A 21,323-nucleotide genomic window follows, 5' to 3' on the forward strand; every position below is an offset into this window, starting at 1 on the left:
TTGACACCTATTTTACCAATCTCTGGAGGGATTACCGGATTTCGTTTTCGAATCGGCAAGAGATCCGGCAGCATTGGACGCTTCTGGGCCCTGCTCGTGAGCAGGCTCTCTAAGCTTTGCGAGAAAACTCTCCAGCTCAGGCGGCAAAGCCGAGACAAGTTGAATTTCCTTCCCGGTGACGGGATGCACAAATGCCAGTTCAGCAGCGTGCAGAAAATTGCGGCCCAGTTCAAGGGTCTCGCGCACCGCTTTGCGTCTGGCATTTGCCGATTGCGCAACCAGCTTTCCGGCTGCACCATACAGCGTGTCACCAACCACAGGATGCGAAATCGAAGACATGTGGATGCGGATCTGATGCGTACGTCCCGTCTCAATACGAACCCGGGCAAGAGTAAATTTGCCGAAGCGCGTCTCAAGCCTCTCCACCACGCGATAGTGCGAAACAGCCGAGCGTGCGTTATCGCTTCGCTTAGTCGTCATGCGCGTGCGCCGAACCGAATCACGACTGATCGCTGCCTGAATCGTAGCGTGGTCCTGTGGCAGAAAACCCTGCACGAGCGTTATGTACGTCTTGGTAATCTGACGCGTTGCAAACATCGAAGCCAGCGCCTCATGCGTGCGGTCGTCGCGAGCGATGACGATGAGCCCGCTGGTCTCCTTGTCAAGACGATGAACGATGCCGGGCCGAAGTTCTCCACCAATCGTCGAGAGTGTTGGAAAGCGGTGCATCAACGCATTGACCAGCGTGCCGCTGCTGCGCTGTTCTTCCGTAGCTCCCGAACCCGCGTGCACCATCATGCCCGCTGGTTTATGGATGACCGCGAGATACTCGTCTTCGTAAACCACATCCAGCGGAATCTCTTCTGCTTTCGCTTCCAGAGGAGCGGTTTGCTGTTCGCCAATCACCACGATGGCTTCGCCGCCACGCAGCTTCAACGAAGCCTTTTCATGGCGGCCATCGACAAGCACCCTGCCCTCGGCGACGAGCTGTTGCACCCGCGAGCGGCTCACTCCGGCCAGGCTGTTCGCTAGAAACTGATCAAGGCGCCATCCAGCAACCTCAACAGGCGCAAGCAGTTCGTCGCGATCCTCGCTCATCGTAGCGCCTCCCCGGATGGGTTGTTTGCGGTGAGATGCGCCGTAGAAGAGACCCCTTGCATCGAGCCGAATTGCAACAGCGCGGCGCACCCGATAAGAACCAATGCGATGGCTGCTATTTGCGGTGTGTCGATGGTTCCATGAAACAGAACACCGCGCCCATCCCAATCGCGAAAGCCTTCCGTGACAAACAACTGCATTCCAAGGCCAATGAGCCAGACACCGGCCACATCTCCTCTCCGATGCGGAATACTAAGCCAGCAATAAGTAATCAAAGCCAGCAGCAATGCACCTGCTACCGCATAAAGCTGCACTGGATACAGAGGCACGCCGAGTGGAGTGCCGCTCCAGCGCGCTGCGAAATCGTTGCTATAGGTAACAGCGAGCAGCGGCGAAGAGTGCAGGCTCTCGATGCCGAAATCGCTTCCCGCCATCCACGCTCCCACTTGTTCTGCGGCTATCGCCAGAGAGAGTGGAACGGCGAGGCTATCGCCAGCCACGGCGATCGGCAGATGCACCTTGCGTATGTAGACCAGAATCGCAAATGCGCCACAAACAATCCCGATGGCAGCCAGCAATGGATGATGAATCATCGATATGGCCAGCAGCCAGCGCGGATGCTGTCTCAGATTGCCCAGATTCATCGCAATCAGAAAAAGACGCGAGCCCGCGAGCGCGGCAAAAACGCCGAGTATCAGCATATTCCAGGCGTGACGTGGATCGATGCCGGCACGCCGTGATGTAAAGCGCGCCGCAGCAAGCGCCAGCAACACTCCAGCCGCGACGCACGCGCCGTACGTTGGCATAAGGAACGAACCGATCTGGAAGAGTAATGGATGCACAAATACGAATGCTACGCCGCTGACGCAATGGTATTGAGCCATAATCGCAAGTACCTGCGGTCTTCGCAAGGTAAGGTGCGTATCCGCCAACGGCAAGCACCTGAGACAGCGATTTCAAGCAGCAGAAAACCGACCCACTGGGCCGTGAGCGATGCGCTGGTGAACCCGTCCTAAGACGGTGGAGCTCTCCGCGGTTCATTAGGCATCCCGGACTGGCGGGCACTGCACACAGAACCGATTTTTCGAGTCGAGCCCCTGTTCAATGAATGTTGGTTCAACCAGCGTTAACCAACTCACCTGCTTTGCAGGCCGGTCTCTAGGTGGATGCTAGGGCATCTGCCAAATCTTGGCAAGTCTCGAAAGGCTCAATTTATCCGGTCGTCTGAGACTTGACGAAAAACCATCTTTCTGATTCCGCCTTGGAGTCAATTCCGCGCGATCTGCATAGGATGTCTGCCGACAGCAATTGGTTTCGCCGCGTTTGTGCACCGATCTGGAGATGCCAGTATCTCAGTCATCTCTTCACAACATCTGGCGCACTTTCAATTCCGCGCGTCTGCCAGCGTCTTTCCTTTCGAATCTTGCTTCGCCTTATCGATCAGTTCTTTAAGCTTCGCCTCGATCTCTCCGCTGCCCACCTGTTGATCCTGTAAGAATCCCTGCGCATCGATAGTGAATGTGGTCGGAATCGCATTCACATGAAATCGGCTTGCGAGCTCTCCATCAAAACCGCCATCCCGATACTGCGCCCAGGTCATACCGTTCTTTGTAATAAAGCTCTTCCACTCTCCTTCATCCGCATCGAGGCTGATGCTGACGATCACAAGCGGCTCACCCTCAAATTCCTTTGCAATCTCCTTCATCTTCGGCAATGCCTGCCTGCACGGGCCGCACCACGTAGCCCAGAAATCAAGCAGCACAACTTTGCCGATCATGCTGTCGAGGGAGATCGGCTTGCCATCGAGCCCGGTAACCCGAAAATCCGGAGCAACACGCTTGCGCGCCAGTTCTGGCTGCGCTGAAAACAACTGCGCCCGCGCGTACTGCGCTCCACTGTTGGGAACTGCCTTCATGTACTCATCGAATCTCGCTTTCGCATCTGCATAGCGATGCAGATGAGCCAGTGCCACACCATCCTGAAAAACGCAGGCGTGGTTATCTGGCTGTATCTTCAACGCCGCCTGGAATTCACTATCGGCTTGCTGAAAGGGCGCCTCAAAGATGCGATAGCCTCCCTCGGAAAGGCATGCTTCTCCGGCAAGATAGTGCGCCTCTGCCTGTTGCTCTGGACCGCTTGCGTGATTCAGCAGAAGTGCTGTCTGCTCACGCGCCGCTGCATAGTCCTCCAGGTGCATCGCTGTTTTGTAAGCCTCAAACTCGCAGGCAACACAGTGCCCGCCGTCTTCCTGATCCGCTTTCTGAAAGCCCGACAGCGCGGCCTGGTAATTACCGCTGCTCAGATCCTTCACCGCTTTGCTATAAAGCTTTTCCGCTTTCGATGAAGAAGGCGCTTGAGCTGAAGACAACGCAGGCAAATCTGTAACTCCCGCGCTGGAATTGGACTGGGCAAAAGCAACATTAAACACTGTAGCAAGGCACACGGAAACCAGGGTTGCATGGCAGGCAGAGATTCGAGTCATCATAGCTCCAGAACAGTGCCTCTACTCTAACATGAGATCTAACTCTCAGAGTGGGTCTCGCCTGCCAAAATGGACAGCCTGCGTGGCGATGAGTAGAGCGCGAATACTGACGGGGCAATCCGCACCACAGATAGAAGCGCGGCTCAATATAAGTTATCGCTGTCTGTTACTAATTCGAGATGAATGTGAGGGACCGCGCATGGCAGCCCCTCAAACACAAGCTATCGTCTCAGTCGCTTAAACCGAACCGGCGAGAGACTTCGCGAGACCTGCGGCCAACGGCACCTCATAACGCTTGCCCTGATAAGCGAAGACCATCAACATCACCCATGCAGCCAGTGTCAGGATTCCGACCGCAAATGAGATCAGCATATGGATGCCGAAGAATCCGTAATGATACGAGCCAATCCAGAAGAAAGTGAGAATGATGCGCAGCACAAACAAACTGCCAAACACCACGATCGACTGCGCAGCATGGAAGCGCACAAAAGGCCGCTTGTCGATCAGCAGGAAGATAATTCCCGTGAGCCATCCAAGCAGGTAGCAAAGCATCCCTGCGACATTCTCCTGCAATCCCGAAGCAGCAGGCTGTGGTGGATATCCATAGGGCTGCTGAGGCGGAACGTATCCCTGCGGCGCACCATAAGGAGGCTGTTGTCCACCGTATGGTTGCTGGCCGCCATAGGGTTGCCCCTGGTAAGGCTGTTGTGGAGGATATTGCGAAGGCGGGTACGGCGGCTGTTGTGGAGGCGCTGCCGCGATAGGCGCTCCGCATTGAGGGCAAAAAGTCGTTCCGTCGAGAACCTGAGTACCGCACTTGCTGCAAAGGGTCATGGTGTGCCTGCTTTCCGCTGCGCCCCGGCCGTGAGACTTGGCACTCGCAGACCGTTCTTTGCGCCGGGGCTGCTCAACAATTTTGTTACAGCGGAACGCTACCTGAAGGCAGCAGACCAGTCAACGAAAATTACACTCAATGTGCGGCAAACATCGCCTGGACATCGCTATGTAGCGCCTCTCGGCTCGACTGCCGGGTATAGAACATATGTCCACCAGGATATTCCTTCACAGCCACACGGCTTGGATCACCCATGATCGGCATCTGATTCACCGTGAGGATTGATCCCATAAACGGGCAGGAAAGATCATTCCATCCATGAACAATGAGCACGCGCAGTTTGGGGTCTGCAGCGACAGCCTCCCGAAGCTGTTCCGTCGATCCGCTTCGCAGCTCTTGATCGCGGTTCCATTCGTTGTTTACTTCATAACTGAGAGCGTTGTAACGCGCGTCGACCTTCCAGCCAACGGTCTGCGTCACAAAGTTGACCATCGCCGTCGTCGTCGGAGCAATAATGCTCGCCAAGATAGGATCATTAGCACGCTGGTCTGGCGAGAACGGAAAAGGATCAAACGCAGTCACGTTCGAGTCATACACAGAACCTAACTTACCCTGCTCTCGATGCGCTTCGCGAAGATAGGCTCCGGTTTCGAGCCGCCCTCCCGAATACTTCACAAACTCGGGATCGAGTCCAGTCATCTCTGTAACCTTCCTAATCAATCGTGGAGTCGCTTCCGGATCGTTATTGCCCTTGAGCAGATCAGTCGCATATTCGCCAAACGTGTAGGCCAGAACGTCTTTCATCGCTTCTGGAGTCAGCTTATGCTGACGCTCAAGATTGGCCGCAGTAATCGAAGGCAGTGTAACCATCCACGGAATAGGAGAAAGATCGCCATTCTGATCGATCGTCGGGTTCAGGTAAGGCGAAACCAGCACCACACCGTTCATCGCAACTCCCAACTGCGATTGCAGGAAATACGTGATACGCGGCCCTCGGAATCCTCCATAGCTCTCGCCCACAAGGTACTTGCGCGAACTCAGGCGATTGTTCTTCACCAGCCAGTCGTAGACAACGCGAGAGAGATATTCAATATCCGGCTCGGTGGAGTAAAACTGCTTCTTGGTCTCATCCATTGACACCAGCGAACGGCTGAATCCCGTACCAATTGGATCAATAAATACAAGGTCGGTAAAGTCGAGCCACGTGCCAGGATTATCGTGAAGCATCGCAGGATCGGAAGGGCTGTCCCCTTCGTTGCCGACGTTAAGAACCTTGGGCCCGATGGCGCCAAAGTTGAGGTACACCGAAGAGGCTCCAGGACCGCCGTTGAAAGCGAATGTCACTGGCCGGTTGGGACCATCGACAACATACGATGTGAATACAACCTGGCCACTCTCTTTACCGTCTTTGTCATACACGGGCAGCGTTCCAACTGTGACCGTGTACTTGAGCGTCTTACCGTTCACTTGTGCGGTTTGCTCTGTGTGTGCATCGGCAGGCAATGGAGGCATCTTCTCGCCGGGCTTGGCGGCCTGATCGGATTTTTCCTTCTCGCTCTTTTCCGCTGCTGGCTTATCGTTCTGCGCGTTCGCGGAAATAGTGAGGGCAGGCAGAGAAACGCAAGCGAGCAGAACGGCGGCACGCAAGGCAATGGAGCTGGGGGCACAGCAGAGATTTTTCAACATACCGATACGATACATCGCCGTGGCAGGTTTGCTTTGAAACTGGCTTGTATCAGCCGGGCGCGCCAGAGTCCACCCGGCTGAAACTTTTAACGGCCATTGCTAAGCTGACCTGCGGCGGCGTCCGCTTAGCAGATAGATCGCGGCCCGTAGCTCAAGCAGCGGATCGTCGGAGGGCTCAATGCCATCGACACGCGGGATCGGATCGAAGATCACGTGTTTCTGCTCGGCCTGATTGTCCTCAACCGGATGCGTAAGCACGAGATCTCCAATAGTGAAGATCTCACGGTCTTCCGGCCAGTGAATGGTGGCGTCATTCACCTCGTCACCCTCATTCGCAAGCTGCGCCACAATCTTGAATTTCACCGGTCCGGCAGCAACGCGGGAAACAATCTCGTCATGAAGATAATTCGCATCTTTCTTCGCAACCTCATCCGCGGTGAGATGATCGTTTCCTGCATCTGGCAATAGACGATAACGGCCGTATCTAGCAGTGCCTTCGCGCGTAATAAAGCGCGTCGCTGTCACACCGTAATATGTCTCACGCGCAAAGCTGGAGGGAGCCGGCTTTGGTGTCTGCACGAACGCCAAAGCCGCAGGATGCGTCCCGAGAAACGCCTCGACCGGTGTCGGATGTGGCGAATCTGCCTTGGTCGCTGCGACCGCCTTCAGAAACTCCAGAAACTCCTGGCCCGTATGCGTCGGAAAGCCATCGACCGAATGGCTGACGATATCTGTGTGTACGCGCTCGGCAAGATGAAAACGCACCGCCATGCCACGGGGATCCGCGTTCGGGTCATTGTCCGGAATCACAGGAACACCCGTAGAGTTAGAGAAGCGCAGTGAAACCGGCGTGGACTCGCGAATGAAATGCGGGGCACGCGAAAGACTGGCTGCATTCGGAGCGGGAGTAAATACCCCGCGCAACATAATCCCTTTGGCGTGCGCCGCACGAAACCCCGGATTCAGCCCGAATAACTGATCGAATTGTTGAAGTAGGTCGTTAGCAAGTGCGAGCAGCTTCTCATCTGTCGGTAATGGCATGGTGCAGTTCTCCTTTTGCGATCGGTATGCGCCAGCAGAGGATTAAGAACAAACTATTCATCTGAACATGGTCGCGCTACAGGGTTCCGCTCACGATATAGATTCACCCAGTCCAACTTCTTTTCCGTTTATTTCCCCTTAAATTTCAGAACCACGCTCTGCTGTCATTCATTTCTGAGCATAGCCTCGCAGAGGACCTCGTCTTAGAAATCGTCCCTCTTTCCTGCGTCAAATTGGTTCTGCGCAATTTGCTGTGCTGTGGAATACTCAATCTTTTTCTTGCCGATCACGTGCAGGAGTGATAGCGTGCCTAGAACCAAAACGCCGTGCAATTCTCTTGAAGCCAATTCACAGTTCCCGAACCCAGGAGAAACCATGAATCGGAGAGTCGGTCAGCTCTTACCCCTCTTTGCTGTACTCGCTTGTCTCTTTAATCCCGTAGCCCAATCGCAGACATTTAGAACCCACCATGTGCGGGAGGCTGCGCAAAATGGCACTGCCCGAATAATCGGTAGGCTGCCCTCCGAGCAGGTGATGCAACTCGACGTCGTGTTGCCTCTGCGTGATGAGACAAGCCTGAAACAGTTTTTAAGCGAGCTGTCTAACCCAGCCAGCCCAGATTACCGCAAGTTCATCACGCCCACTGAATTCACCACAAAATACGGCCCAACCGAAGCTGACTACAACGCGGCAACGGCCTATCTCAAAGCGAACGGATTCTCTATCGTCGGCGGCTCGCGTGATGGCATGGATATTCAGGTCAAAGGTCCCGTCTCTGCCGTCGAAAAAGCCTTCCATGTCGTGATGCGAACCTACCAGCATCCGACAGAGAACCGCACATTCTACGCACCGGACCGCGAGCCAACTACAACGCTATCCTTCAGCCTGTGGCATATCTCGGGGCTCGACAACTACTCGATCCCTCACCCGATGTATGTCAAGAAGAGCGACTATGCCGCCGCCCGCGGTATCAGCCCCGATGCAGTAGTAAAGCACGCAACCACAGGCTCAGGACCGTCAGCGTCTTTCCTCGGCAGCGATATGCGCGCAGCCTACTATGGCGGCTCAGCGTTAAATGGCGCCGGACAAAACCTCGGCCTCTTTGAGTACTTAGGTACTGATTTGAGCGATCTGAATACCTATTACGCCAACGTCAGCCAGACCAATTCCGTGCCGATCACGATTCTCTCCGTCGATGGCACCAGCGCTTCATGCGTATACAGTCGCGCAGGAGGCAACTGCGATGACACCGAGCAAACACTGGACATGACGCAGGCGCTCGGTATGGCGCCAGGCCTCGCCAGTCTGACGATGTATGTCGGCTCGACGGACACTGCAATCATCAGCGCCATGACCACACACAGCCCACTCCCCACCACGATTGGCTGCTCATGGGGATGGACCCCTGCTGATGCCAGCACTCTCGATCCTTATTTTGAAAAGATGTCTTCGCAGGGACAGAACTTCTTTGCCGCGTCAGGGGATAGCTCTACCTGGTCTTCAAGGAACGAAGCATGGCCAGCCGACGACGCGAATGTCGTCTCGGTCGGCGGAACCGACCTCGTTACCGCGAGCGCCGGCGGCGCGTGGAAGTCAGAAACAGCCTGGGCCGACTCAGGCGGTGGCATCTCCCCGGACAAGATCGCTATTCCCTCATGGCAGAAGCTTTCTGGTGTAATCAACTCCACCAATAAAGGGTCGACTACCTACCGCAACGGTCCCGATGTTGCGGCTAATGCTAATTTCACCTTTTATGTCTGCGCAGACCAAACAACCTGCACGGCCAATGAATACGGTGGCACCAGCTTTGCCGCGCCCATGTGGGCGGCCTACATTGCGTTGGCCAATCAACAGCTGGCCAATAATGGCGAGGCGCCTCTCCAGTTCATCAACCCGACCGTCTACGCGCAAAACATAACATCGAGCTACGCGACAAATTTCCACGACATAACAAGCGGCACCTCAGGCAGCTATTCCGCGGTGACTGGATATGACCTTGTCACAGGCTGGGGCAGCCCAAATGGCGTGAACCTGATTAACGCCTTGGCGGGCAGCACCTCAACCACCCCAACCTTCTCGATCTCCGCCTCACCTTCGGCGGTTTCGGTTCAGCAGGGAAACTCTGGAAGCTCGTCGATCTCGACCACGGCAATTAGTGGTTTCAACTCAGCAATCACGCTCTCTGCCAGCGGACAGCCTTCCGGCGTGACCGTCACGTTTGGGACAAACCCGATTGCCGCGCCTGGATCAGGTTCATCTGGAGTCACGCTGGCCGTAGCATCTACCGTTGCTGCGGGCACCTATCCGATCACGATTACCGGAACAGGCGGCGGTGTCACGCAGACCACAACGATCAACCTCACAGTAACCACGTCTGGCAGTGGTAGCTTCGCCGTCTCGGTCTCTCCAACCTCTGGTTCGCTGGCGCGAGGGCAAAGCGGTTACGCAGTTGTAACTACAACAGTCTCCGGTGGCTTCAGCGGAGCAGTGACATTGTCGGCCACGGGTATTCCATCCGGAGTCACAGGCAGCTTTAGCCCCAGCACAATCGCCGCCCCCGGTTCGGGAACTTCCGACTTCACCTTGACCGTTTCTCGCACGGCACCGACGGGAACCTCCACCATCACCATCAAGGCGACCAGTGGAAGCGTCTCTCACACCGCTACGCTGACCTTCACTGTCGTTCGATAGCGATAACTCAACTGCTTCCACAACGAAGCCCGGCCGCATTGGCCGGGCTTCGTTTTTCCTCATCGTCGCGGAAATGTCTTCGATTTTCGCCTTGATGATGTTCTTTGCGCCGTTGGGTGAACTGAACGATCTACCGTTACAATTGGGCTGACCAGTTCTGTATCGTCTCCCAACTCTTCTGGAGGTCTCTTGATCGGCAATATCTATAAGTGCGAAATCTGCGGACTGGAAAGTTCGGCCCCGGTCCGATGGTTCGTGATTCACTGCGGTGACACCAAGCTCGCCGTCATCAAATGGGACACACAGGAAGCAGGCATGTCCGGAGCGCTGCATTTCTGCGGCGAAGGACACGCACAGGTCTACATAAGCCGCTGGTTTGAGTCATTCTGCAGCTCTGCTTCGCTGCACAGCCGATAGCGCACATCGATCAGAGCGCGTTCTCCAGTACACCAACTGACTTACGACGCCGGCTCGCTGGGTTGATCCAGAACGGTATCCAGAAGCCCGCGCAGGCGCACTGCACGCGAGTGCAATTCCGCGGATTCCGCAGCTTCGCGCGTCGCGCCAAGTTGTTGCAGCTGCTCTTCAGCGCGTGCCGCCTCGTCAGCAAAATTCAGCGCCGTCAGTACGGCCACTCGAAGCGAATCCGCCGTCCGGCTCGCCGAAGCCACCGAGCGCATGCAGGTATCCACACGAGCGGCCAGGCGCTGGATCTGCGCCGGATCTGGACCGGAAAGATGGTACGTCTGATCGTAGATATCGACCGACACGAACGATGAGTCGGGGGTCGAACTGCCGTCACTACCGGACTTCGTTTGAGACATGGAGCCTCACTAAAGCTCTAACGCATCAAGCTGTGCAAGCAGCCGTTCCACACGCTGGCGCACCTGCTCGCGCTCCAGCCTGAGAAGTTCAATATCGCTTTGCAATCGTTCAATTGCCGGGTTTTGTGCATCAACCTGGGATTGAAGCTGTGCCGCGCGATCTTCCGCAGCGATGCGCGCCTCGCGCTCGGTCTGCACCAGTTTCACGGCTCTCAGGATACGCTCTTCGAGAGCGGAAAAATCATCGGCGCTCAATGGCGTCAGCTCCTCAGAATGTTTCGCCTCTGCGGCAGACGGTGGCTCTACTGTCTTCGTTTCCGGCATAGAGGCCGCCTCGAACGCTTCGGTGGCTACCGCTTCACCCTCAACCGGCTTCGCTGCTACGGCAGAGTAGCCGCTATCGGCATCCTGTTCACTGCCCGCAAAGAGAGCTTCGCTGTCCTCATCCAGAATCGGCTCCGGCTCGGAGATCTGATCCTGTCCCAGAAAACTCTCCACGTATTCCTGCGACTCTAGCTCTGCTGGTTCTGCAAACATCGATTCCTGCTGATCCAAATGGGCCTCCATGGCGTTTCTCCTGCGGCCCGCCTTCTGCTGGCCCTGCTGGGGAGTATAAGACGGTTCAACGTGGAAAACCGGTCACGAGCGCAATCGCGCCCCGAGAGCGGAAACAGTATCAACAACTTGCGCCGACCACGATTGAAGCTCCTGATCACGCAAAGTACGGTCCTGCGCCTGGAAAGTTGCTCCCAGCAACAGTGCATATTCGTCCGCAACTCCCGGCTCCTGCCGGATTTCGCGTACTCGCCAATCGATGAGTTCCGGGATCGTTTTGGTTGCAAGCGCCGCCAGAGATTCATCAATCTGTGACCACCCCAGCTTGGACGGCACCCGGAACGAGAAGTCGCGCCGCACAGGCTGGAACCGCGAGAGCTCGCGCACCGCAGGTTTTGCCACAGGTAATGCAAACAGGCGATCGAGATAAATCTCTCCAGCAAAGACCGTTGCCTTCAGCTTTCGCTCCGCCGCTAGCTTGGGATGAATCTGCCCAAACCATCCCGCTGTCAGTCCATCCGCTGAAACCCGCGCTGAGCGGTAAGGATGCAGCCATGCCGGCGTAATCCCAACCTCAGCCGGGAACGTATCGAAAATTACGGATTTGGTCCGGAATGACGCAAGAATCAGCTCCACCAGGCCCTTCACGTCGTAAAAATCGAGCGAGCGACCCGGCTGCATCGGTCCAGCCTGCGGAGCAGCGCCTGCTGCCCCAAAACTCAGCGCAGGGCGCTCCTCCACCCGCTCGGTCGTGCCGGAAAAGACCGTTCCAATCTCGAAGAGACGCACATCTTCCACATCGCGATGCAGATTGCCGGCGACCATGTGCAGCATGCCCAGCACCAGCGATGGCCGCATCATGCCCGCCTCTTCACTCAACGGATTGCCCACGGGCACCGCCAACCCCGGCTGAGGCGCAGTCAGCGCAGCATCCTGTGCGGAGCAGAAGGTGCTCGAAATTGCCTCGTAAAATCCGCTTGCCAGCAGCTTGCGCCTGATCACAGACTCTGCAGCCACGTTTGGCAACGCCCGGATCGCGCCCGCAAACGCAGGGAGTGTATTCGCAAAGCGGTTATAACCGTAAACGCGCGCGACCTCTTCGATCAGATCGATTTCGCGCTCCAGATCAAGCCGCCAGCTCGGCAGTGTCACCTGCCAACTCGCTGAGTTACCTGCTGCATCGGACACAAGCGCGCATCCAAGCGCAGAGAGAAAGCCTTCAACCGTCGAAGCCGAAATCCCCTCCGCATCGATCGTCGTGCCGAGATGTCGGTGTACCTCGCTCAACGCCAGTGAGACCGATTTCCGCGTAGCCGTTCGCGCCTGCAACGCCGCCACAGTCACATCCACGAGATCGCCCTCAATGTGCCCGCCACTCTCAAGAATGATGGCGCTCACGATCGCCGAAGCCACCGGTGCAGCATTAAAATCTGCTCCGCGCTCAAAGCGATGCGAAGCATCCGTGTGCAGCCCATGACGACGCGCAGTGCGGCGCACCGCCACTGGGTCGAACCACGCCGCTTCGACGAGAATGTTTTTCGTCTCCGGCGTGATCATCGAGTCCCATCCACCCATCACACCAGCTAGCGCCAGCGGCTTGGCATGGTCGGCCACAATCAAATCTTCTGGATCAAGCTGCCGTTCCACGCCGTCCAGCGTCCGCAGCTTCTCTCCTTTGCGCGCGCGCCGCACAACGATGCCGCCCTCGAGCTTATCGAGATCGAAGGCATGCGTCGGCTGCCCCATCGCCAGCCACGCATAATTCGTCGCATCCACGGCGTTCAAAATCTGTTTTTGTTCAAGCAGATTGAAATACCGCACAACTTCCTTCGACAACGGACCCGCAGCTGCACCCGCTGCAATCGTCACGCCTCGCAGCACGCGAGCGGTGAATCGGCCACAGGCATCCTGCGCTTCAATCTGGACAGAGAACGCTTTTTGCGAAGACTTCGCCGCTGGCAAAACCACCTGAATCGGCGCCAGCTCCAGCCCATAAATCGTCGCAACCTCTCGTGCGACTCCGTAATGATTCATCGCATCGACGCGGTTGGTCGTGATGTCCATCTCAAAGAGCGAACCGTTGCCTGCGCCAAGATCGAAGATGCCTTCAACAGCAATCCCGCGCAGGGTCAGATCTTCGGCGAGCTGACGGTCATCAACGATGAGATTTGGGAGATACGCGCGGAGCCAGTTACTGAGAATTTTCATGCGAATTGCTCCAGGAAGCGCATATCGCCAGAGAAAAATTGACCGATGTCGCTGACGCCGTACTTCATCATCGCAATGCGTTCGACACCCATTCCAAAGGCGAAGCCGGATATCTTTTTCGGGTCGTAGCCCGGCTGCTTTTCTGCGGCGAAAGCGAAAACAGCAGGGTCAACCATTCCGCAGCCAAGCAGCTCAATCCATCCGGACTGCTTGCATCTGCGGCATCCCTTACCACCGCAAAAAATGCAGCTTATCTGGACGTCGGCTGAAGGCTCCGTAAAGGGAAAGAACGATGGGAAGAAGCGGGTCTTTACGCTGGAACCGAAGAGCGCCTTCATGGCGTGATCCAGTGTTCCCTTCAGATCGCTGAAAGTGATGTTGGTGTCAACGCACAGACCCTCGACCTGATGGAAGGTCGAGGAGTGGGTCGCATCGTCGGCCTCATTGCGGTGCACTTTGCCGGGGATGACAATGCGCAATGGCGGCGGCTGCTGCTCCATCGTCCGCATCTGCACCGGCGAGGTATGCGTGCGCAGCAGTAAGCGGTCGCGCAATGGACGGCGCTCCTGGTTTGCAATTACCAGCGTGTCCTGCGTATCGCGTGCCGGATGCCCCGGCGGAAAATTCATGCTCTCGAAATTGTAAAAATCAGTCTCAACCTCAGGCCCCACCCCCACCGAGTAACCGAGTGCAGCAAACACCTGCACAATCTCGTTCATGGTGCGCGTAATCGGATGCTCGGCGCCTAGCAAGCCCCGTGTGCTCGGCAGCGTAATGTCGATAGCCTCAGCCGCCAATGCCGAGTCGCTTGGACCGGCTCCTGCGGCATCCTCCAGCAGCGACTCCACCACCGACTTCAACGCGTTAAATCGCTGGCCAATCTCGCGGCGCGCCTCGGGCGCAGCCGACTTCAGCAGCGAATCGGAAAGCTGCTTGAGCTTGCCTTGCTTGCGCCCCAGCCACACCAGGCGAAACTCTTCGACTGCCTCGGGAGTTGAAAGCGCCGAAGCAGCCTGCCGCGCCTCTTGCTCCAGCTCGGCAAAATATAGATTCAGGTCTTGAGGATCAGATTGCGTCATCTCAGTGCGAATGCGTAAAGAGCAGGATAAATGACCAGGTCCGGTGAAATAGAAACGGCCCGGAGACTTTCACCGGGCCGTTGGAGGGTTGATCGAAGTTGAGAGTTAAGCTGCCTTTTTCTCCGCTTCGAGCGCCGCCTTGGCCTGTTCGACCAGGCGGGTAAAGCCTGCCGCATCCTGCACCGCGATATCGGCGAGGATCTTGCGGTCCAGCTCGATACCGGCCTTCTTCAGACCGTTGATGAGCTGCGAATAGCTGATGCCGTTCAGCTTAGCCGCTGCCGAGATACGCACAATCCAGAGCGAGCGGAACTGGCGTTTCTTCTGGCGGCGGCCGGTGTAGGCGAACTTAAGTCCGCGTTCGACGGCTTCCTGCGCTGCCTGATACAGCTTCGATTTTGTGAGGAAGTAGCCGCTTGCGCGCTTGAGAATCTTTTTACGGCGGTCTGACCGCTTTGTGCCACGTTTTACGCGAGGCATGGTGTTTGTTCCTTTCTTTCCCGGTCCGGTCTTGCCGTTTCCGGTTGCGTTCTGTCTGGCGGCTGGAGGCAGGAGGCGCAATCAGCGCTTGGAACCTCTTCACTCGCTTATCGAGCCTGAATTCTGGAAGCTGTTTTTGCTGCTTTCCGGGGCCGCGCAACGCATTTAGCGTCGACCCGAGCTCACCCGGCACATTCTGCCAGGATCACTTTTCAGGCTTTCATCGATCCGAACCTAACTCGACAATCACGTCGATCAGGTCAGGATCAGGCGTACGGGATCATCCGGGCTACCTTGGCCTCATCGGCTTCCGAAACCAGCAGGATTCTGCCCAGCTTGCGCTTGGTCTTGGGGAGCTTCGAGGTCAGGATGTGGCGCGTCTTCGTCTGGCCACGCTTGATCTTGCCGGTGCCAGTCTTCGAAAAGCGCTTGGACGCGCCCGAATGTGTCTTCAGTTTGGGCATGATGTTCTCTTAATTTTCAGCGATTTGCCCGTGAAGGGCGCGCCGAAGATTTTCTTAACTGCTTCCATTTGTGCCACTTCGGGAACAGTAATCCCTGGGCGCAAAATGGACTTTCCTAGTATACCCCAGCCTCGGTTTTCATGCCATTTCCCTCGCTTCCAACTTCGATTGGAGCTACGGTGTTTCCATGGCTGTCCTGTCCGTTGATCTCGCCTGCCGCAGTTGGTCCGATCTGGGAGTCGTCGTTCTCGAGCAGAAAGGCGCGCTCATCCAGTGCGACATCATCCCGTGGCAGAGCCGTGAAGCGCCGCCGGTCGTTGAATTGGCCATCCGGCTCAACTCCCTGAGTGTCGAGCGCAACGCGGGCATTCTTATGCTCGACGGACCGCAGGCGTGGAAAGCCGAGGACAACGGTCACGAGCATTGCCGCGCCTCAGAACGCGAACTCAATACAGCCGCCAAAACCGGTCTGCCTGGAACCGTCCTCCCTGGCACCTACGAACGGTTTGTCTCATATTGCCTGGCTCTTTACGACGCCCTGGAGCGGCTGGGCTGGCGCCGACTGGCAACGCGCGACACCCCATCAGACTCGATTCCGCAAAAGATCCTCGTCGAGAGCTACCCTCACGCCGCCTGGAAATCGCTGGGCATCTTGCCATTACCGTCAAAACGCCGGTGCCGGGTGAGTGATTTGGCCACGGCATGGGCAGCGCTTACATCCCTGATTCCAATCACCGCCAGCCTGCCGCCTAATCACGACCAGATCCAGGCGATCGTCGGTGGCCTGCCCGGACTGGCCCTCGAACAGCGCAGCCACTTGGGCACTCGCATCGTCGGCCAGCCGCCTCGGCACGAAGGCGGCTACTGGCGCGAAGGATTCATCGCCGTCCCGGTCCCCCCTGCCAAAGATGGGCCTCTTCCTCACCTGCACTGGATCGACTAAAACCTTGCAAAAATCATCCGTTTGAAATTCTGAGTTAGTTTTCAGGTAACCATTTCCATTGGCGATTTGAACAATAACTCGAATTAGGCATGGACTTAAACCTTGTACATAGTGTGATGTAGAGTTAGATTCAAAATAAATCTCGTTCCTCTGCGGAACAACTCAATCGAAAGACTCGAGCTTGATGTCTTGTCATAACTTGTTTCGTCAGCCCACACAAAAGTTCCGAGCTAGAAGTTGAGCGGTGAGGGCAGCAAGTTGGGTGCTTTGCTTTCGGCACATCCAAAGACTTTGTGTTTGTTTGCAAATTCGCTTCGATGGAGACCAGAGAAGCAAGTACCATTGACCATGAGTTTCCTGCGTATTTCAAATTCAGTCGATTTTTAGCTTGCAGCCGGGGCGAAGCCCCAAAAGAGACCGTCCGTTCGAATGTTTCGCATTCCCCCGCGCCCGAAGAATGTCCGTGTAACGCGTGCCGCCGATTCACTATGCATCGGCTTCTGGCTCCTGCTATGCAGCATCGCGACGGCTTCCTGCTTTGCCCAGAGCCAGGGACATGTGCTACCGGCATCGCCTTCCGATTCCAGGCCGCGGGTCCATGTCCGCGCAGCCCAAGGCCCAATTGACATCGACGGCAAGCTCAACGAGCCCGACTGGCAGTCCGCCGACCCGGTCGAACTGGTGCAGCAGTCACCTCATCCGCTGCAACCCACTCCCTACAAGACAACCGTGCGTGTGCTGATCTATCGCGATGCACTTATCTTTGGCTTCGAATGTCACGATCCAAATCCGAAAGACATCGATGTCCATACGTTAGCGCAAGATGCAGACCAGAGCGGCGACGATACGGTTTCGATTCTGCTCGACACATTTCATGACCGGCGCACAGGCTACTACTTTCAGATCAACGCAGCCGGCGGCCGTCTTGACGGTTTAATCGCAGGGCCTGGAAATTTCTCAACTGATTGGGACGGCATCTGGAATGCGCACACCGCACGTACTGCCGACGGATGGACCGCTGAGATATGGATTCCGGCGCAGACGCTGAACTTTGTCGGCGGTAATGCACTATGGGGATTGCAGTTCGACCGCTCTATTGTGCGTGATCAGACCGAGCTGCGCTGGGCCTCACCAACACTCGATGCCAACCTATGGGATATGCGCCGCGCTGGTGAAATGGAGTTCGACACTCCACTCAAGCAGGGCCACGGCATCGAATTCGCCCCCTATACACGCGGCATCATGACGCGCAACAACGTGCCCGAATACCGCAATTGGACTGGCACAGGCGGAGGCGAGTTAACCTGGCGTATCACTCCGCAACTAGCTGCAATCGCCACCGTCAATACCGACTTCGCCGAGACAGAAGTCGACTCCCGCCAGATCAACATTACCCCTTGGCCGCTCTATTTCCCCGAGAAGCGCGCTTTCTTTCTTGAAGGCGCGAATCAATACGACTTCGGCCTCGGGCTCTCCAGCAGCTTCGTCCCGTTCTTCTCGCGCAACGTCGGCCTGCTCGACGGCTACGACATCCCCATCAATGGCGGATTCAAACTTAACGGCCACGTCGGCCCGTGGAGCCTGGCGATGCTCGACGCACAGACACGCACCGCCTGGGTTCCCGATGCTGTCGTAAGCTACCTTGGCTTGCCTTCTGCCGAGGTGAACGGCACAAATCTCTTCGCCAGCCGCATCGCTTACGACGTGGATCGCCATCTTCGCGTCGGCACTATCGTCACCCACGGCGACCCGGAAGCCCTGCTATCCAATACACTCGCCGGTGCCGATGCTGTCTGGAACACATCGAGCTTTTTAAGCCGTCACAGCCTTCAATTCGGAGGTTGGGGAGCAACCACCCAGGGTGACGTGCCCGATGGCAGCCGCGAGGCCTGGGGTGCACAGGCACTCTACCCTAACGACCTCGTAAACTGCGGCGCCGGGACCAGCCGTTACGGCGACGGATTCGATCCACTGCTCAGCTTCCTGCCCCGCCCTCAGACGCAACAGACCAGCGCTTATTGCTGGTACCGGCCGCGTCCCAATTCTGAAGGCCCCTTCGGCTACATCCGCCAGGCAAATTATTCTTTGTCTTATTCACGCATCACCGATACGCAGGGTAATCTGCAGTCACAGCTCTTCACCCTCCATCCGCTCTATCTCACCAATAACTCCGGTGACACTTTCCTGTTGACGGCTTATTTTGACCACGAAGTGCTCACCACGCCGTTCGCGATCTCCTCCAATGTGACTTATCCGGCAGGCTCCTTCGAGTTTCAGCGCTACGGAACGGAGTTAACGACCAGCCCACATCGCACCTGGCAGTTTTCTAACTCTTCTTACATCGGCGGCTACTACAACGGACACCTCTTCCATCAGACCAACTCCTTTGGCTGGACACCCTGGAACGGCAAAGTAGCCCTCTCTGCTACAGCAGATGGTGACTACGCCCACACCCCGCAAGGCAATTTCGTCGAGAAGCTATGGCAGTTCAAAGCCACACTCGCCTGGAGTCCCGATCTCTCACTCAGCACCTTCGTGCAATATGACAATGTCTCTTTTGACCTGAGCAGCAACACCCGTTTTCGCTGGACGTTCAAGCCCGGAGACGATTTCTACGTTATCTGGGACCGCACCTGGGTACGCAATACCACGCACCCAGGCGTCAATCTCGAACCAGACGCAGAATCTATCACCGCCAAGATCCGCTGGACATTCCGCCTATAACCACGACTCAAGGTTTCGGCGTCTCTCCGAAACCCTTCTCCAGAAACTCTACGATCCTCTGCCGTCCATCAAAGCCGTGCCACGGCTCGGGCACAGGATAACCGAAGATTCCCCGCGCCAGCGGCCCGTGATCCTCACGCGGATACTCCACCATCTCCACCGGCACACCAGCCTGCCGCAGGGCACGATACATCTCTTGCGACTGCCCTAATGGGTCAGTCTTGTCCGCCTCACCCTGCAGCAACAGAAACGGCGTCTTAGCCTTCGCTGCACCGGCGAGCGGACTCTGCCTCCAGGCATCTTCCATGTGTTCCCACGGCTTGCCAAAGTACCAGCGGTCATACCACGAACCGCCCTCAGTCCCGTATTCGCTGAACTGGTCGATCACCGGCGCGCCGGAGATGATGGCCTTAAACCGATCTGTCTTACCCTCAACAAACGCAGCCATCTCACCGCCATAGCTGTAACCCATCAGCGCCAGCTTGTCCGGGTCAATCGGATATTGCTTCACGACGGCATCCACACCCGCCATGATGTCGTGATAATCGCCACCGCCAAGATCATTCTTATTGGCCGCCGCGAACTTCACCCCATACGCGCTCGATCCGCGCGGATTCGGCCTCAGAATCGCCCATCCATGCCCAACGAGAAATCCTGTCCACTCTTCGTAGCGATCCTCCCACGCGCCCAGCGGACCACCATGTACATCCACAATCAGCGGAACCTTTTGCGTCGTTGCCTGCGGTGGAAGATACAACAATCCGTCAATCGTCAGCCCATCGCTCTTCCATGTCACAAGCTGCGATTTCACACTACGGAAGTGCTGCGTCGTCAGCTCGGGCGTCGGCAGCGTCTTGCACTCGCCGCCCAGCGTTTCGGCATAGCACAGCGTCTCTGCACGTGTGCTACCTGACGTCAGCCATATCCAGCCCGTCTGTTTTCGGTTCGTACCCAGGTTGGCCACAATTGACTCACTTTGCGGCAGCACATCCGGCGCAGATTTGCCATCGAGCGCTACCCGCGCAGCGCCCATCTTCGTCCCTACGGCAACCGGAGCAAGCACCTTGTCTCCAAGCAAAAAGACGAATTCCCCAAACCCGACTCCGCCATGAAAACCCGCCAGCAAACGCCGCGGCTGAACCTCCCCGGCATCGTTCGAAGGAATCGTCAGCGCAAAAAGCTCCTCGACTCCCGGAGGCGCATCTTCCGGCGTCTGCGCGGCGAACACTACCTGCTCGCCATCCTTGCTCCATCCAAATCCGCCGCGAATCGTCGGCGGCACGCCCTTCAGCGCTACCGGTTTATCAAGGGCGGCAGTAGTGACAATCCACGCAGCTGAAGCGGGCCCGAGATCGCTCACATCATTCGGTGGCTCCGTCACCACCAGCATGCGGTCACTCTTGGGTGACCATGAAACCGCATGCACATCGGGAGCAATCGACACAGGTTTCAGCTCGCCGTCTACCGTTCCATCGGCCTTTAAAGCGGCAAGATACAGCCGCTCGCCATGCCGCTCGTGATTTACCCACACAGCATCGGCCTTGGCGTCTTTGCCCTTCTTTTCGCCGGCTGTTTCCGGATCGTGCGCAATCACCGCAAGCCAATGCCCATCCGAGGAAAAGGCAAAATTGCCCACATCAATCGCAACCGGCTCTGGCTTCGCATCATCCTTCTTCGCATCCGCTTTCGGAGGAGGAATGAAACCCGGTTCCTTAGAGTCATCCACTGCGGGCGTAACCTTAAGCTCGTACGGGGCAGCCTCGCCACCCGTCAGCGGCAACCGGAAAAGCTGCGTATTCTCTCCGCGCTTCGCCAGAAAAAAGATCGCGCTGCCATCCGGCGCCCACGCGGCGCTATGTTCACCGCGCTTGTCGCTGGCAGGAGTGTAGGTGAGCTGATGCGCCGCGCCACCATTTACCGGAACCAGCCACAAATGCGACTTCGCCCCATCCGCCGTAGCGTCGGTCATCGTAAACAAAACCGATTGACCGTCCGGCGAAAGTAGCGGAGCGGCAATGCCCTTGATATGCCGCAAATCTTCACTGTTCGGGAAGCGCGGCTCATCGGCGGCATGCAGCGCAACGCTTGTAACCAGAAACCCAGCAATCAACAGAACAAGGCGACGGCCAAAACAGCCAGCAGAGACATCAGCGATCCGGATCATGCGGCAAGCATATAACGCCGGAGCCGGATTTCCAGCACAAAGCAAAGGG

The 21,323-nt window shown here is 56.8% G+C and carries 17 protein-coding genes; 4 read left to right on the forward strand and 13 right to left on the reverse strand.

The features are described 5' to 3' along the window. Positions 1–12: 12 nt before the first annotated feature. The 6 genes from OHL22_RS09730 to OHL22_RS09760 all read right to left on the reverse strand — a co-directional run bounded on the left by OHL22_RS09730 (position 13) and on the right by OHL22_RS09760 (position 7,142). The gene (locus OHL22_RS09730) at positions 13–1,098 is read right to left on the reverse strand and encodes an RluA family pseudouridine synthase (RefSeq protein ID WP_263336203.1); all 1,086 of its coding nucleotides are present in this window, start codon (positions 1,096–1,098) and stop codon (positions 13–15) included. After that, on the reverse strand, positions 1,095–1,982 hold the full coding sequence (locus OHL22_RS09735) for a prolipoprotein diacylglyceryl transferase family protein (protein ID WP_263336206.1): 888 nt from the start codon (positions 1,980–1,982) through the stop codon (positions 1,095–1,097). The genes OHL22_RS09730 and OHL22_RS09735 overlap by 4 nt, the downstream gene beginning before the upstream one ends. 500 nt (positions 1,983–2,482) lie before the next feature. Then, on the reverse strand, positions 2,483–3,580 hold the full coding sequence (locus OHL22_RS09745; protein WP_263336209.1) for a redoxin domain-containing protein: 1,098 nt from the start codon (positions 3,578–3,580) through the stop codon (positions 2,483–2,485). A 237-nt stretch (positions 3,581–3,817) separates the two neighbouring features. After that, complete coding sequence (locus OHL22_RS09750) at positions 3,818–4,414, reverse strand: zinc-ribbon domain-containing protein (RefSeq protein ID WP_263336212.1); 597 nt, start codon at positions 4,412–4,414, stop codon at positions 3,818–3,820. 136 nt (positions 4,415–4,550) lie between these two features. After that, entirely contained in the window at positions 4,551–6,116 is a 1,566-nt protein-coding gene (locus tag OHL22_RS09755; RefSeq protein WP_263336216.1) for a S10 family peptidase, read from the reverse strand. An 84-nt stretch (positions 6,117–6,200) separates the two neighbouring features. Beyond that, positions 6,201–7,142, reverse strand: a complete 942-nt coding sequence (locus OHL22_RS09760; protein ID WP_263336221.1) for a catalase family peroxidase — start codon at positions 7,140–7,142, stop codon at positions 6,201–6,203. Positions 7,143–7,517: 375 nt separating this feature from the next. On the opposite strand from OHL22_RS09760, the gene OHL22_RS09765 reads away from it, so the two are divergent. Next, the gene (locus tag OHL22_RS09765) at positions 7,518–9,833 is read left to right on the forward strand and encodes a S53 family serine peptidase (RefSeq protein WP_263336224.1); all 2,316 of its coding nucleotides are present in this window, start codon (positions 7,518–7,520) and stop codon (positions 9,831–9,833) included. Positions 9,834–10,022: 189 nt separating this feature from the next. After that, positions 10,023–10,250, forward strand: coding sequence for a hypothetical protein (locus OHL22_RS09770; protein ID WP_263336227.1), 228 nt, complete (start codon positions 10,023–10,025; stop codon positions 10,248–10,250). Positions 10,251–10,291: 41 nt separating this feature from the next. On the opposite strand, the gene OHL22_RS09775 is transcribed toward OHL22_RS09770, so the two are convergent. The 6 genes from OHL22_RS09775 to rpmI form a co-directional block, all read right to left on the reverse strand. Then, entirely contained in the window at positions 10,292–10,657 is a 366-nt protein-coding gene (locus tag OHL22_RS09775; RefSeq protein ID WP_263336231.1) for a cell division protein ZapA, read from the reverse strand. Between the two features lie 9 nt (positions 10,658–10,666). Beyond that, positions 10,667–11,224 (reverse strand): hypothetical protein, encoded by a 558-nt coding sequence (locus tag OHL22_RS09780; RefSeq protein WP_263336234.1) that lies wholly within the window; start codon positions 11,222–11,224, stop codon positions 10,667–10,669. Between the two features lie 72 nt (positions 11,225–11,296). Next, complete coding sequence (gene pheT, locus OHL22_RS09785; protein WP_263336237.1) at positions 11,297–13,420, reverse strand: phenylalanine--tRNA ligase subunit beta; 2,124 nt, start codon at positions 13,418–13,420, stop codon at positions 11,297–11,299. Beyond that, positions 13,417–14,499 (reverse strand): phenylalanine--tRNA ligase subunit alpha, encoded by a 1,083-nt coding sequence (pheS, locus tag OHL22_RS09790; RefSeq protein WP_263336240.1) that lies wholly within the window; start codon positions 14,497–14,499, stop codon positions 13,417–13,419. The genes pheT and pheS overlap by 4 nt, the downstream gene beginning before the upstream one ends. Before the next feature lie 105 nt (positions 14,500–14,604). Next, positions 14,605–14,979 (reverse strand): 50S ribosomal protein L20, encoded by a 375-nt coding sequence (gene rplT / locus OHL22_RS09795; protein ID WP_263336242.1) that lies wholly within the window; start codon positions 14,977–14,979, stop codon positions 14,605–14,607. Positions 14,980–15,245: 266 nt separating this feature from the next. After that, positions 15,246–15,443: a 50S ribosomal protein L35 gene (rpmI, locus tag OHL22_RS09800; protein WP_263336244.1), complete on the reverse strand. Its 198-nt coding sequence runs from the start codon at positions 15,441–15,443 to the stop codon at positions 15,246–15,248. Between the two features lie 187 nt (positions 15,444–15,630). Here rpmI and OHL22_RS09805 point away from each other — a divergent pair, with 187 nt between their 5' ends. After that, on the forward strand, positions 15,631–16,386 hold the full coding sequence (locus OHL22_RS09805; protein ID WP_263336247.1) for a hypothetical protein: 756 nt from the start codon (positions 15,631–15,633) through the stop codon (positions 16,384–16,386). A 429-nt stretch (positions 16,387–16,815) separates the two neighbouring features. Further along, positions 16,816–19,110 carry a carbohydrate binding family 9 domain-containing protein gene (locus OHL22_RS09810; protein WP_263336249.1) on the forward strand — a complete coding sequence of 765 codons (2,295 nt, stop codon included), beginning with the start codon at positions 16,816–16,818 and terminating at the stop codon, positions 19,108–19,110. A 7-nt stretch (positions 19,111–19,117) separates the two neighbouring features. Here OHL22_RS09810 and OHL22_RS09815 read toward each other — a convergent pair whose 3' ends face one another. Further along, positions 19,118–21,274 carry a S9 family peptidase gene (locus OHL22_RS09815; protein ID WP_263336254.1) on the reverse strand — a complete coding sequence of 719 codons (2,157 nt, stop codon included), beginning with the start codon at positions 21,272–21,274 and terminating at the stop codon, positions 19,118–19,120. Positions 21,275–21,323: the final 49 nt, after the last annotated feature.

This window comes from Acidicapsa dinghuensis, assembly GCF_025685685.1.
Taxonomy (GTDB): Bacteria; Acidobacteriota; Terriglobia; order Terriglobales; family Acidobacteriaceae; genus Acidicapsa; species Acidicapsa dinghuensis.